This is a genomic window from Candidatus Neomarinimicrobiota bacterium, assembly GCA_017656425.1.
Classification (GTDB): Bacteria; Fidelibacterota; UBA2242; order UBA2242; family B5-G15; genus JACDNV01.
The window spans coordinates 16,697-30,303 of sequence record JACDNV010000008.1 but is presented as its reverse complement, the minus strand read 5'-3'; the positions used below and the strand labels follow the sequence as shown (position 1 = coordinate 30,303).

The window sequence follows — 13,607 nt, the reverse complement described above, 5'->3', positions numbered from 1 at the left end:
AGCATGCCGATTTTAAATAAAAGGAAAATTTGCAAATTTTGTGAGAACCCTCATGAAAAGATTGACTACAAAAATTACAGACTGCTACGAAGATTTGTAACTGAACAGGGGAAAATAATACCGAGCAGAATAACTGGAACTTGTTCCAAACATCAGAGGCAACTGGCAAAGGCTATTAAAAGGGCAAGAAACATTGCATTATTGCCTTATCAAACTGATGTAAAACACATGTAAACTATTTTGAATATGGAGGATAAAAAGTGAAAATAATTTTACTTCAGGACTATGAAAACCTGGGAAAGGCTTATGATGAGGTTGAAGTAAAGGATGGATATGCAAGAAATTTCCTAATTCCAAAAGGCATTGCAATAAAGTCTACAAAACAAAACCTGAAGATTATTGAAAACAGATTAAATATGCAAAAATTTAAGGAGGAGAAAAAACTGCGACAAGCAAAACAGCTAGCGGAAAAACTCCAAAAAATTTCTTTGACCATTCCAGTACAGGTAGGAGAAGAAGATAAAGTATTTGGTTCTGTAACATCCCATGAGATAGCAGAAAGTCTAAAGGAAAAGGGATTTGACATAGATAAGAAAAATATTTTATTAGAAGAACCTATAAAAGCACTTGGTATTTATGATATCCCAATAAAATTGCATTCAGAGGTTACAGCAACTATTAAACTCTGGGTTGTAAAATCTTAAAATTTAAAAGTCTCAAAAAGCTATATTTTCCTATATAAATTTACTATCTTTTTTATATGAAAAATCTTTTTGCTGATGTAGCAATTCCTCTACCGAGTTTCAATCTATTTACATACACAATTCCTGAAGACTTACAGGAACTTGCCAAACCTGGTCAGAGAGTAATAGTCCCCGTTAGAAATAGCCTGAATACAGGCTTTATAGTTCAGATAAAAACTGAATCGGATTACAAAAAGGAACTGAAATACATAAAAGAACTTATTGATATTGCTCCAATCCTACCTGAAGAGTTATTGAAATTTCTGATGAAGGTATCTGACTACTATCAAACTCCTATTGGGAAAGTACTAATGCAAGCTGTCCCAAAAGAGATAAGGCTAGTAAAAAACAGAAAACTAATATTCTCAAAAAAAAGTGCGGATTTAGAAAAAATAAAATATCAGGATATCCTATCATATATTAAAGATAAAAGAGAAATATTGTATTCAACGGCCATAAAGCACTTCAATTCAGATTACTTTAGAAAGGGTATAGTTTATCTAAAAAGAAATGGATTTATTGAGGAAAAGGTATTATTCAAACAGAAAAATCCACCACAAAGAACCATCTTTCGACTAATTAAGGAACCTTCTAAGGATGAGCTACAGGTTCTACTAAAGAGGTCACCAAAGCAATATGAAATAGTCTCATTTCTCTCTACTAATAAATTTTTAGAAAAAGGCAAACTGAAAAACTTCTCAAGGAGTAGCCTTGACGCACTCGTCAAAAAGGGATACATAAAAATAGAAAAGATTGAATATGATTACGGTAAACTATGGAAGCAATTTGATCTCAAACAAAAAGAGGTAATTTTAACTACAGAGCAACAGAATATATATAATACTATTAAGGAAAACATTGAGAAAAATAAATTCCGATGTTTCCTACTTCACGGGGTCACAGGTAGCGGTAAAACTGAGATTTACATAAAATTAATAAAAGACACAATCCTAAAAAATAAAGGTGTATTCATACTTGTCCCGGAAATTACACTTACTACTTACTTCGCTGGAAGATTCAGAGGAGAGTTTGGTGCAAGTGTTGCCATCTGGCACAGTAATCTTTCTTCACAGGATAGGTTTACCATCTGGAATCAAATAAGAGAGGGAAAGATTAAAATTGTTGTTGGTGTGAGAAGCTCCATCTTCCTGCCACTTCAAAACATAGGACTCATAATTATAGATGAAGAGCAGGATCAGAGCTATAAACAAACTGGTATGGATCCAAAATACAATGCAAGGGACGCAGCTCTTTTTAGAGCTCAAATAAATAATGCAACAGTAATACTGGGCTCTGCTACTCCAAGTATGGAAAGCATTTATAATGCCATAACAAGAAAATATCAAAAACTTGAAATCACTACGAAATATTCAAAAAGCCCTAATCCAATGGTTCATATTGTTGATATGAAAAAGGAGTATGAAAAAGTTGAAAACATAGATTTTCCATTATCGAAGCTATTGATTTATAAAATAAAAGAAAACCTCAAGAAAAATAATCAGATATTATTATTACAGAATAGAAGAGGATTCTCTAATTTTATAATGTGCCTCAACTGTGGTTGGACCCCAATCTGTCTCAACTGCAGTATAACATTGACTTATCACAAAAGGGAAAAAAAACTGGTATGTCATTATTGTGGTTATTACATGAATCCACCATCATTCTGTAATAAATGCGGGGGTACACATCTTGTATATCCTGGATATGGGACAGAAAAAGTAGAAGAGGCACTAAGCAGTTTATTCGATGGTATCTCAATAACAAGACTTGACTTAGACACAGCAAGGGAAAGAGGATTCACTGAAAGAACACTGAAAAACTTTGAAAAAGGGGACATTCAAATACTCGTCGGAACACAAATAATAGCAAAGGGACTCGATTTCCCGAATATTGGACTTGTTGGTATTCTAAATGCCGACGTAGGACTGAATCTACCAGATTTTAGAGCCAGGGAGAGAACATTTCAACTTCTATACCAGGTAATTGGTAGAGCTGGCAGAGGTGATATCAAGAGTGAGGTGGTAATACAAACTTTTAATCCCGACAACATTGCAATTAAATATGCTGCACAGTTTAATTTTAAAATCTTTCAAAATCTCGAACTAAGCGAACGTATTGCTCTAAACTACCCACCATTTAGCAGGATGGCTAATATCATAATATCAAACACAAAAAGCGACGCTGCAAAAGCTGCCGCAATTAAGATAAAAAAGTTCCTGGATACCAATAAGGGCAAGGTAGATGTAATAGGACCTGCCGAGGCACCTATATTCAAAATGAAAAATAGATACAGATACATGATATTAATTAAATCCAGCAAAAAAGAAGATCCAAAGGGAATTCGACTTCGTACAATTATAAAAAACCTCCTCAATTCATCACTTTACCACAGGATAAGTAGAAAATCAAGAATAAGTATCGATATAGATCCCTTGGATTTATTATAATGAAAAAGATACTATATCTTAATCTCACAATTTTAATACTTTTTAAGACACTTGTTCCAATGGTTATAAATGTCGAAAGCAGAAGAATAAATGATAAAAAACTAATTGATTATACCAGTAGTTATTGCCGTAATTTTATCAATAGCTTTTTGAAAAAACAAAATTTAAAAATTTCCATAGACACTTTAACAATAAAAATTGCTCATAATAAACAAGAGTACACAAACTTTACAAAAACCCCGCTACCGGATTGGTCAGAAGCAGTTTCAATTTTCCCACAAAATTTAATAGTAATAAAATCTCCCGAATTTGCCCATAACAATTTAAGTGAATACACCAGAGTTCTAAGGCACGAGATAATTCATATGCTTCAGAACTCGATCGCACCATTGAACATATTCCCATCATGGTTTAATGAAGGAATAGCTAAATACTACTCAGAAGATCTAAGAATAAGTGATAAAATAATTATCGCCAGAGCCATAGCCTCAAAACAATTAATAAAAATGAGTGATTTGGAAAAATTTCTCACAATGAATCCAGAACAGGCAAGACTTGCCTATGAAGAATCGGCAACCATTATTGAATTTTTAGTTCATATATTCGACGACCAAACTGTATGGAAAATTGTTGAACTTTCAAAAAATCTGAAAGTTTTTGGACTTGCATTCCAGAATGTAACAGGACTTAATCTTGAAGAATTTGAAGATTTATGGATAAAATACCTCGATAAATATTACAAAAAACTACTGTATTTTGATATAAACAGGGTCATCTGGGTCATTTTACCGCTATTGACTATAATAATTTTTATAACTATAAAATTTAGAAATAAAATTGCTAAATTAAAGAGTCATGAAGATGAGAATGAAATTTCTGATATGTATAATAACTACCTTGATACTGTCGAATGAAACCCTTTTATCAATGTCAATAATAAGATCGATCAATTTGCCATCGGACGCAAAAGGGTGGGGTAGTAACAACGTTACCTCCTCTTTTATTGGTGACATAAGTGGATTATACCTTAATCCTGCTACTATATCGACTGCTGATCAACAGATATCGGCTTGCTATACAGATTACCTGCTTGATATAAATAGCACTAACTTCATTTTATTATTCAGTAATTCAAAAAGAAGTCTGGCCATAGGTAGTAAATTTGTTAATTATGGGAACTTTAACGGTTATGACAATCAGGGTAATTTTTCCGGTAAATATTCGGTAAATGATTTCATCTTGTCAGCAACATACACATCAAATATAAAAAGAAAAATAAACTATGGAATATCATTCATCTATTTCAATACAAATATAGAATCAATTACAAAGTCTTTTTTCTTCTCCCGTATCGGCATTATAATATATGAGCCAAAAACAACTTTTTCAGTGGGCTTCTCCATACTATCAAAACTACTGGCAATTGGCAAAAACTATGACGAACAAATACCAAACCAATATATAGCATCCGTTTCAAAAAAATTAGCTCATCTTCCCCTTAGAATCGGCCTCCAGGCAGAATCAACTGACATTCAGAATATCACAGTGAAGGTCGGAGGTGAATTTATCATAACCAATAATTTTTTTCTTAGATGGGGGACATCCACCAATAGGTTTCAGATCTCAACCTACCAGACCTTCACATCGTTTTTCGGTGGATCATCTATTGGTTGTGGGTATAATCTCGGAAGATATAACATAGACCTTGCATTACATAGCCTTGGGGAAATGGGATACATCTTTTCATCAAGTATATCAATAAAAATATAACAGGGGGAATAAATGAAAACAAAGATTATATTAACATCGCTTTTTGTCTTAACAATATCAATTCAACTTTGCGATAATGAAAATAAAAAGGAGTCAATTAGTTTTACTTATGACATAAAACCAATTTTTGAGCTCAATTGTATTGAATGCCACGGGCAAAATGGTAGCGCCAATCTAAACCTTTCCACCTACGAAGACTTAATGAGCGGGGAGAGTAACAACGGACCTGTTGTAATACCATACCGACCAGAAAACAGTCTACTGTATCAAAAAATAGCAAGTGAAAATCCTCCTATAGGACAAAGGATGCCGTATGGTAGAAATCAACTTTCTCATTCAGACATTTCAATAATTGAACAGTGGATTCTGGATGGGGCAAAAGATAATTAATGATAATTTTTATGCTGTATCTTTAACAATCTAACTACTGTGTTACTCTAAAGAGTTTTATATATGTTTGTTGATGCACAATTCTAATAAATAAAAACAATTATATAACTTATTTTACTTTATCGAGAATTTTATATTTATTTCGCCGGTTAGGCATTCATTACAATACTTTTTTCGAAAAAACAGCTAGCTGAAAATTAGCTCTTTAGTTTGAATACAACAGGAATAGAAATCCAAACACCAACGTTTCTATCCCTCTGTTTGGCTGGTTTAAAACGGGTCTTCTTTATAGCATTCACAGCAGCCTCATCCAGACCCGTATTTGGGATACCCTTCATTACTATACAATCTGTAACAATACCAAACTCATTAACGAACGCTCGAACAACCACTGTCCCTTCTATACCAGCTTCTCGAGCAATTTCAGGATAAACTACATTTCTTTGTATAGCAGAATACCCACCTATTGGTTCCGGTGGCTCGTCATAAGGTATAAATATATACCGTTTATCTTGCTCTTCCGATGGTGGTGGAGGAGGGGTATCCCATACTTCGTATTTATCCAAATCAGTTGTTTCCTCAATAGTAATATCTTCTGATAAATTTTCATCTTCTGATTCTATTGGAATACTTGGTCGTGATGGTGGTGGAGCTGACTCAATCTGCTGCTGTGTTTCAGGAATTTCTTCTGTTTCAACATATATTTTAACTTCTTTATTTATGCTTCTCTTCGGACCTGTCTTTGGTATTGCTGCAAATAGCACAATGATCAATCCCAGACTGATAACGAATCCAGTCCTTATAATGAGTTTATATCTTAACTTTAAGCTTGCCTCCGGCTTTTTTCTAAGAATCATCTCCCACTACCCTCTATAAAGCAGTCTTTGAAGAATAATTAACTTTTAACGCATCAGCTTCTCTTAATTCATTATGTACCTGAGCTATTAACCCCATTTTCACCTGTTTATCAGCCCTTATCGATACTATTAACTGAGGATCGCTAACACGCTTTTCATACATAATGTTTCTGATACTCTTTATTTCAACCAATTTTCCATCTATAGAAATCAGTCCACCTTTTGATATCCAGATATAAGAAACGTGTCTTTTGGTCTCAAGTTTCTCAATTTGTTTCGCCGATGGTAATACAACATTTAATCCCTCGTATTGACGTAGAACCGATGAGACCATAAAAAACAGTAACAACATAAAAATGATATCAGGGAGAGACGCTGTTGGTATCTCGGTCTCCGCTTTATGTTTTGCTTTAAATCGCATAGGTTACCTCTTATTCGGCTATAGAAATCCTTGTTGCTTTTGCCTGCTTAAGTTGATCAATTACTGAAATATAAACTTGGTAATCAGTTCTTGGGTGAGATTTTACTGAAATTATTAGCTTTGGATTTTTGGCTAACATTGACTCCACTTTTGGTTTAATATCCTTTATATCTATTTCCTTCTTATCCAGCAAAATATTCCCCTGTGCATCTATTAATAAATTGCAAATATTCTCGGACCTTACTTTTATTTCCTGTCCTTTCGCAGGTAAAACCAACCCAAGACCTTTATCCATATCTATAGTTGTGGAAACAAGAAAAAAAATCAAAATTAGAAATGCAATATCAGCCAAGGATGCAGTGGGTATTTCACTCTTTCTTGGCTTTTTCTTTATTAAAGCCATTTTTTACTCTTTCTTTTTTTGCAGTTTAGATATGGTTTCAACTAAACTAATTGAACTTTCTTCCATATCAATGATGATTTTATCGACTTGGGATACAAAAAGATTATGGAAAAATTGTATAATAATCGCTACCACAAGTCCAAATAGAGTGGTTAATAGAGCTTCTGAAATACCACCAGCAACAATCGATGGGGAAATATCATTCGCTTTTTCTATATCACTAAATGCTCTAACCATACCAGAAACTGTCCCTGTAAACCCTAACATTGGTGCTAATGTAACAACGGTAGCAAGCCATATCATACCTCTTTCAAGAAATGCCATCTCAATGGAACCTGCGCTTTCTATAGCTTTCTCAACAGCTTCACTACCCTCATCTGCTCTGGATAAACCTGCATGGAAAATCTCAGCTATCGGACCAGGAGTCTCTTCACATACCTTTAAAGCAGCATTAATACCACCTTCTTCTAAAGCTGCCTTAACTCTTGTTAAAAACCTCTTTGTACCTACCGATGCTTTTGTCAAAGTATATACTCTTTCGAACACTATTGCCAGGCCAAATATAAACAGGATCAATATTGGCCACATAAAGATACCGCCTTTTACGAATAATTCAATAAGCATGTCTCTCCTTCCTCCATATTTTCAAAAATTTTATTTCTTTAAATAGCAAGGCAATTTTAATTTAATAATCCCTAAAAGTCAATACAATAAACATTACTAAAAAATTATTTATATCGCAATATCATTTCTTTTGCTTCCTGGAAATAAGTGATTGATTCCATAACCTGATTATCACTTATCCTCAAAACCTTATAATAGCTATTATAACCCCACATTTCTTTTGCAATTTCAGCTTTTATTAGGGTCTTTAAATATTCTTTATCCTTATCGATTTTGTCGAAATTAAACGTTGAGTCTTCACCCATTACAAAATCTTTAAACTCCAAATAAAGAGAATCATCAATCACATGCTCATAAAAAAAAGACATCTCATCTATAGACTTGAATTTATCCTGCTTCACTAGACTATTTGCATATTCAAAAATAAATCTTTCTGGTGACCTAACAAGCCTAATAGTTTCACTATTAAGCTCCACTTTATATTTTATATGATAATCGGGAATTATTCCACCACCTCCATAAACTACTCTTCCATGTTTTGTTAAATATTTTGGCAACTCTTCAGTTGCTTTTTCAGTCATTATGGAATCCCTGTTCTCATCGGCAAGTGATCTAAAATAATCTATAGTTCCGTTTTCATAAGGTCTTTGAATAAGCCTACCACTTGGTGTGTAATACTTCGCTACAGTTATTCTCACAGCAGAGCCATCCTTCATTGGATATTGTCTCTGAACTAGTCCCTTACCAAAGCTCACCTCACCAACTATCAACCCCCTATCAAGATCCTGGACAGCACCGGCGACAATTTCACTTGCACTTGCAGAGCCTCTATTTATCAAAACAATCAAAGGAAAAAGAGGGTGATGATCATCATCCATTGTATAAAAAACCTGATTTGCGCTCTCAATCCTGCCCTTTGTGTATACAATTACTTCCCTACCGGGTATAAACTTATCAGCTACTTTTATCGCCTGATCTAGCAGTCCACCACCATTATTTCTTAGATCCAGCAATAACCGTTTCATTCCTTTCTTCTCTAACTCTTGCAACGCCTTTTCGAGTTCATCAGAAGTGGTACTACTAAATCTTGTAATCATTATATAACCTGTTGAATCATCGACCATAAAATATGCAGGCACACTATAAATCGGTATCTCATCTCTTATAATTACTACATCAAAATCTTCACTCCCCTTTCTTCTAATTGTAATTGTGACTTTTGTACCCTTTGGTCCCCTTAATTTCTTATAAACATCCTCCCGTGTGATCCCATATGCAGACTCTCCATTAATCTTAATTATCTTATCACCTGGTTGCAACCCTGCCTTATCTGACGGACTACCAGCAATTGGAGCTATCACTGTTATATAACCATCAAGTATATCATACTCTATACCTATTCCCTCAAACTTACCCTCAAATTGCTCCTGTATATCCTTCAGTTCCTCAGCTGAAATATAAACAGAATGTGGATCAAGTCGTTCCAACATACCCCTGAATGCCCCCTCCATCAGCTCATCCCAGTCAGGTTTTTCAACATACTGATCGTTAATAATTCTCAATATATCATTAAAGACATCCAGCTTTAATCGTAGATCATTAACAGATGCAATTATCCTATGTCCGTAGATGATTAAAAAGATTACAAAAAGGGAAATTATGGCTATTAATGATGATCGCTTAAGTATTTTTCTCATAAATAACTCAAATTATTAAAAAAATCACCTATGTCTACATATAAATTTATGCAAAGTTCCGTTAGAACAAACAGGAAATTTTATCACAAATTTTCTCTAAATATTCCTTATCAACATTATCAAAATTTCCTGAATTGTGAGAATCTATATCAAGCTGTGCAACAAACACTCCATCCTTGAAAATAGGTATCACTATTTCCGATTTTACATCATAACTACAAGCGATATAATTATCTTCTTTGGATACATCTTTAACTACAAGACTTTTACTACTTATTGCCGATTGACCACATATACCTTTGCCGAACGGAATTTTCACATGTTCAGTCTGTTCTCCCACAAACTGATCCAGAATTAAAATCTGCTTTTCATTATCAGCAATGTAAAAACCAACCCAGTCATATCCAGGAATTTTACGTAAAATTTCACATATTCTCTTACGAGCATCATTTACACAAAGATTTTTTTCAAGTAACGAACAGATCTCCTGCTGAACTTGTGTGAAATATTTTTCTTTATTCATAGCCTCCTATGTGTTATATAATAAAAATTCTTTTTTTGTAAAGAATACTCATAAGTCCCAAAAGTATCAAATCATAAACTATTGCATAGCCATTTATCTTTATCTATCTCTTAGAAAGATTCCTTAATACGCCTTTTGCAGCAAAGATACCTGTGACTGCCGAATAAACTATTCCTCTGCTGTGCCCACTGGCATCTCCCGCCACGAAAAAGTTTTTCAAATTCGTTTCCATAAATTTATTAACAATATACCTTGTATCATAAAATTTAATCTCTGGAGCATATAATAGAGTATTACTGGAATTCAAACCATATATTACTTTATCAAGTAGCTCCAGACCCTCGATTAAATTTTTCACTATTCTATGGGGAAAAGCCATTGCTATATCACCGGGGGTTGCATCAAGAAGAGTCGGAGTTATAGTAGACTTTGAAAGCCTCCCAGGCGTCGAACGCCTTCTAGATATGAAGTCCGTCAAACGTTGTATAATTGGTCTACCTCCACCAATAGTAGTTGCAAGTCTGGCAATATCTCTCCCATATTTTGTTGTATCTTCCACAGGATCAGTTAATACCACTCTTGATAGCAATGCAAAATTTGTATTATCAGTTTTCGAACCCCATTTCGCATGTCCATTGACGAGTACAAATTCATCATACTCCTCTTTTACTATATAACCATTGGGGTTCGTACAAAAGGTTCTAACCAGATCATCGTATGATTTAGTATAAAATCGAAATTTCGCATCATACATAACCTCGGCAATCTCGGCATAAATAATAGCTGGGAATTCAACCCTTATGCCTACATCTATAGGACCATAGACCGTCCTAACTCCAAGCTTTCTGGCGACCTCTCTTAACCAGTAAGCTCCTGCTCTGCCCGGTGCTGCAATTAGAGCTTTTGCTTTATAGCTTCCATCTTTACATATAACATTAAACAAACCATCCACTTTCTTAATATCTATGACTTCGCTATTGACTGAAAACTCTATACCCTTTGATAAAAGCTTATCATAAAAATTTTTAGCTACAATATTCAGCCTATCAGTCCCTATATGTCTCTGCTTGGAATAAATAAACTCTACCCCGGCAGCAGATGATTTCTTTAAAAGTTCGTTAAGCTTCTGTCCATCTGTCTTTGAATAACCTCCTTCCACACCAAGTTCTGTAAAAGTGGAGTCGATCTTATTTATTATCTCCTCTACTTCATCAGCTGATCGACCAAAACTCGAAGGGTCTCCACCTATCCTATGAGTAAGGTTTAATTTTCCGTCTGAAAATACTCCAGCCCCACCGACGCCATAACTCACATTCTTCCTCTTATCAGGGGTATCCCCTTTTTCAATAACAAGTACAGTCAGATTTTCCTCAGCAAGAACATCAGCAGCGAAAAGATTTGCTGGACCTGCACCGATTAAAATTACATCAAACAGATTATTCATAACAGGTGAAAATTATAAAAAATTATGAATATAACTAATTAATAATTGAACTCTCCACATTTTAGAAATTCCTCACCAGATAGATCAATCATGAATCTGTAGGCTCTATTTTCCGGGTCAACACGAACCCCACCAGGCGGATACTGGACATACGAATATATTTTACCCGATATAAACCTTCCATCTTCGCCAAGCTCAACCCATAAAAGAGGGGCGTATCCCAAATTGTCATTGAGCTTAATCCGTTTCCATGTACAAAAATTCCCAAGACTATATGCGATCAGACGGTTCTTATATAGCTCAACCTTTCTGGGGGTATGAGGACCATGTCCCACAACAAGATCCGCTCCGTTATCAATACACCATCTGGAAAATTTTATCAGATTCCCCCTCGGCTCACCGAAAAAATACTCCATACTATCAGGGACAAGATATGCATCTTTACCTTCTCTCCCCCCATGAAAGGACACAATTAAAATATCAAAATCCTTACTCAATTTTCTTATCACGTTTACTGTCTCGTTACTGTCCAGAAGACTATACATATCCTTATAAACACTGAAGCCCACAATAGAAACATTTACGCTTTTTATTCTAAAATTTACAACATCCCCCCGCAATCCAATATATTTTAGCTCTGACCGAGTCAAAATCCTTTTTGTCTTTCTTAGTCCATCATCTCCAAAATCTCTTATGTGATTATTCCCGATATGCATAACATCAAAACCAGCCCATCTCAAAACATCTGCAAAATACTCTGGCATACGGAAATTGAAGGCATTCTTACCTTTGTATCTTGGATGACAACTATCACATAGAACACCTTCAAGATTCCCTATGGTTATATCAGCTTTCTCAAGTATCGGTTTAGCTTCAGCCAATAAACACTTGCCACTATCAGGTGGCGATTCACTAACCATTATATCGCCAACAAAAGCAATACTCACAAATACACTATCTTTTGCTATAAGAGGAGCAAGGATAATGATTAATAAAAGAAATATGCTCAGATTTTTCACTGTTTTCATCATTAAAACTTAGACATGCTTTTAAACTTTAAAAACCTAAATAATTTAGAATTGCAAATGGTCTAAAAATGTTAAACAAGACTAATTTTTAAAAATATCTATGAGAAAAAAAATAAAATAAATATTTTTATCTTGGAGTAAAAAGAGTATTATTATGGGATTCAAATGTGGAATAATCGGACTACCCAATGTTGGTAAATCAACACTTTTTAATGCTCTCACAAACTCTTCGGTACCAATGGAAAAATACCCTTTTTGCACAATAGAGCCGCACATTGGAATTGTTCCATTACCTGATATGCGGTTAGAAATATTAAAGCAGGTTTATAAACCTCAAAAAGTAATCCCAACAACCCTACAATTTGTAGATATAGCAGGGCTTGTCAAAGGTGCTTCAAAAGGGGAGGGGCTTGGTAACCAATTCTTAAGCCATATACAAAGTGTGGATGCGATTATACATGTAGTACGATGTTTTCAGGATAACAGTATTTCCCATATCGATTCTATACTTGATCCTCAAAGGGATTACGAAATTGTCGAGACAGAAATTATTCTACGAGATATCGAAGTAGTGCAAAACAGGATAAACAAGATATCACACAGAGCAAAAGCGGGTGACCAAAAAACAAAAAAACAGCTTGAAATTCTCGAGAAACTACTCTCTCTACTAAATCAGGGTAAACTTGCAAAGACGTACCATGCAAGCCCTGAAGAGATTCCGTTTATAAAAGAATTGGGTTTATTAACTACCAAACCTGTTATAGTAGTTGGAAATGTAAGTGAAGATGAAATAGTATCAAGAACGGAATCAGAAATAACAAAAAAATTCAAAGAATTTACACTTTCAACCGGCAATATATTTTTAACACTATCCGCTAAATTGGAGTATGAGCTTTCAAGATTATCGGATGAAGAGAAAAAATACTTTTTAAAAGAATGGAACCTGAAAGAACCTGGTATAAACGAACTTATCAGAGCAGGATACTCGATCCTTGAACTCATAACTTTCTACACAATAGAATCAAATATTTGCCAAGCGTGGACTATCAATCGAGGTACCACCGCTGTTAAAGCAGCTGGTATTATTCACTCAAGTTTTGAAGAAAGATTTATCAAAGCTGAGGTTAGGCATTGGTCTTTATTCGAGAAAGTAAAATCGGAGTCAAAGCTAAGAGAAGCGGGGCAAATCAAAATAGAGGGAAAAGACTACATTGTTCAGGACGGTGATATTATGACTTTTAAACTAAGACAATAATA

General features: G+C 34.5%; 15 protein-coding genes. 7 read left to right on the top strand and 8 right to left on the bottom strand.

The window, feature by feature from the left end:
* Positions 1-3: 3 nt before the first annotated feature.
* Genes H0Z29_06895 through H0Z29_06870 form a run of 6 tightly spaced genes read left to right on the top strand, consistent with a single transcriptional unit; the run spans position 4 to position 5,353 of the window.
* Positions 4-234, top strand: a complete 231-nt coding sequence (locus H0Z29_06895) for a 30S ribosomal protein S18 (GenBank protein MBO8131228.1) — start codon at positions 4-6, stop codon at positions 232-234.
* Between the two features lie 26 nt (positions 235-260).
* On the top strand, positions 261-704 hold the full coding sequence (locus H0Z29_06890) for a 50S ribosomal protein L9 (GenBank protein ID MBO8131227.1): 444 nt from the start codon (positions 261-263) through the stop codon (positions 702-704).
* 56 nt (positions 705-760) lie between these two features.
* Complete coding sequence (gene priA, locus H0Z29_06885; GenBank protein ID MBO8131226.1) at positions 761-3,193, top strand: primosomal protein N'; 2,433 nt, start codon at positions 761-763, stop codon at positions 3,191-3,193.
* Positions 3,193-4,107 (top strand): hypothetical protein, encoded by a 915-nt coding sequence (locus H0Z29_06880; protein MBO8131225.1) that lies wholly within the window; start codon positions 3,193-3,195, stop codon positions 4,105-4,107. Before priA ends, H0Z29_06880 begins: the two co-directional genes overlap by 1 nt.
* The gene (locus tag H0Z29_06875; GenBank protein MBO8131224.1) at positions 4,061-4,963 is read left to right on the top strand and encodes a hypothetical protein; all 903 of its coding nucleotides are present in this window, start codon (positions 4,061-4,063) and stop codon (positions 4,961-4,963) included. The genes H0Z29_06880 and H0Z29_06875 overlap by 47 nt, the downstream gene beginning before the upstream one ends.
* A gap of 12 nt (positions 4,964-4,975) precedes the next feature.
* On the top strand, positions 4,976-5,353 hold the full coding sequence (locus H0Z29_06870) for a hypothetical protein (GenBank protein ID MBO8131223.1): 378 nt from the start codon (positions 4,976-4,978) through the stop codon (positions 5,351-5,353).
* Between the two features lie 197 nt (positions 5,354-5,550).
* On the opposite strand, the gene H0Z29_06865 is transcribed toward H0Z29_06870, so the two are convergent.
* The 8 genes from H0Z29_06865 to H0Z29_06830 form a co-directional block, all read right to left on the bottom strand.
* A complete protein-coding gene (locus H0Z29_06865) occupies positions 5,551-6,210 on the bottom strand; it encodes an energy transducer TonB (protein ID MBO8131222.1) in 660 nt (219 codons plus the stop codon).
* A 13-nt stretch (positions 6,211-6,223) separates the two neighbouring features.
* Positions 6,224-6,631 carry a biopolymer transporter ExbD gene (locus tag H0Z29_06860; GenBank protein MBO8131221.1) on the bottom strand — a complete coding sequence of 136 codons (408 nt, stop codon included), beginning with the start codon at positions 6,629-6,631 and terminating at the stop codon, positions 6,224-6,226.
* A gap of 10 nt (positions 6,632-6,641) precedes the next feature.
* On the bottom strand, positions 6,642-7,034 hold the full coding sequence (locus H0Z29_06855; GenBank protein ID MBO8131220.1) for a biopolymer transporter ExbD: 393 nt from the start codon (positions 7,032-7,034) through the stop codon (positions 6,642-6,644).
* Positions 7,035-7,037: 3 nt separating this feature from the next.
* The gene (locus H0Z29_06850; GenBank protein MBO8131219.1) at positions 7,038-7,658 is read right to left on the bottom strand and encodes a MotA/TolQ/ExbB proton channel family protein; all 621 of its coding nucleotides are present in this window, start codon (positions 7,656-7,658) and stop codon (positions 7,038-7,040) included.
* Positions 7,659-7,762: 104 nt separating this feature from the next.
* Complete coding sequence (locus H0Z29_06845; protein MBO8131218.1) at positions 7,763-9,355, bottom strand: S41 family peptidase; 1,593 nt, start codon at positions 9,353-9,355, stop codon at positions 7,763-7,765.
* 61 nt (positions 9,356-9,416) lie between these two features.
* Positions 9,417-9,878: a GAF domain-containing protein gene (locus H0Z29_06840; GenBank protein ID MBO8131217.1), complete on the bottom strand. Its 462-nt coding sequence runs from the start codon at positions 9,876-9,878 to the stop codon at positions 9,417-9,419.
* Between the two features lie 103 nt (positions 9,879-9,981).
* On the bottom strand, positions 9,982-11,322 hold the full coding sequence (locus H0Z29_06835) for an NAD(P)/FAD-dependent oxidoreductase (protein MBO8131216.1): 1,341 nt from the start codon (positions 11,320-11,322) through the stop codon (positions 9,982-9,984).
* Positions 11,323-11,360: 38 nt separating this feature from the next.
* Complete coding sequence (locus H0Z29_06830) at positions 11,361-12,341, bottom strand: CapA family protein (protein ID MBO8131215.1); 981 nt, start codon at positions 12,339-12,341, stop codon at positions 11,361-11,363.
* Positions 12,342-12,504: 163 nt separating this feature from the next.
* Between H0Z29_06830 and ychF the strand changes: the two genes are divergently transcribed.
* Complete coding sequence (gene ychF, locus H0Z29_06825; protein MBO8131214.1) at positions 12,505-13,605, top strand: redox-regulated ATPase YchF; 1,101 nt, start codon at positions 12,505-12,507, stop codon at positions 13,603-13,605.
* The last annotated feature ends 2 nt before the right edge of the window (positions 13,606-13,607 follow it).

Coding starts and splice junctions, on each gene's coding strand:
- H0Z29_06860 (MBO8131221.1), bottom strand. CDS start 6,631: ATGCGATTTAAAGCAAAACATAAAGCGGAGACCGAGATACCAACAGCG.
- H0Z29_06895 (MBO8131228.1), top strand. CDS start 4: ATGCCGATTTTAAATAAAAGGAAAATTTGCAAATTTTGTGAGAACCCT.
- H0Z29_06850 (MBO8131219.1), bottom strand. CDS start 7,658: ATGCTTATTGAATTATTCGTAAAAGGCGGTATCTTTATGTGGCCAATA.
- H0Z29_06865 (MBO8131222.1), bottom strand. CDS start 6,210: ATGATTCTTAGAAAAAAGCCGGAGGCAAGCTTAAAGTTAAGATATAAA.
- H0Z29_06840 (MBO8131217.1), bottom strand. CDS start 9,878: ATGAATAAAGAAAAATATTTCACACAAGTTCAGCAGGAGATCTGTTCG.
- H0Z29_06880 (MBO8131225.1), top strand. CDS start 3,193: ATGAAAAAGATACTATATCTTAATCTCACAATTTTAATACTTTTTAAG.
- priA (MBO8131226.1), top strand. CDS start 761: ATGAAAAATCTTTTTGCTGATGTAGCAATTCCTCTACCGAGTTTCAAT.
- H0Z29_06855 (MBO8131220.1), bottom strand. CDS start 7,034: ATGGCTTTAATAAAGAAAAAGCCAAGAAAGAGTGAAATACCCACTGCA.
- H0Z29_06870 (MBO8131223.1), top strand. CDS start 4,976: ATGAAAACAAAGATTATATTAACATCGCTTTTTGTCTTAACAATATCA.
- H0Z29_06835 (MBO8131216.1), bottom strand. CDS start 11,322: ATGAATAATCTGTTTGATGTAATTTTAATCGGTGCAGGTCCAGCAAAT.
- ychF (MBO8131214.1), top strand. CDS start 12,505: ATGGGATTCAAATGTGGAATAATCGGACTACCCAATGTTGGTAAATCA.
- H0Z29_06875 (MBO8131224.1), top strand. CDS start 4,061: ATGAAATTTCTGATATGTATAATAACTACCTTGATACTGTCGAATGAA.
- H0Z29_06845 (MBO8131218.1), bottom strand. CDS start 9,355: ATGAGAAAAATACTTAAGCGATCATCATTAATAGCCATAATTTCCCTT.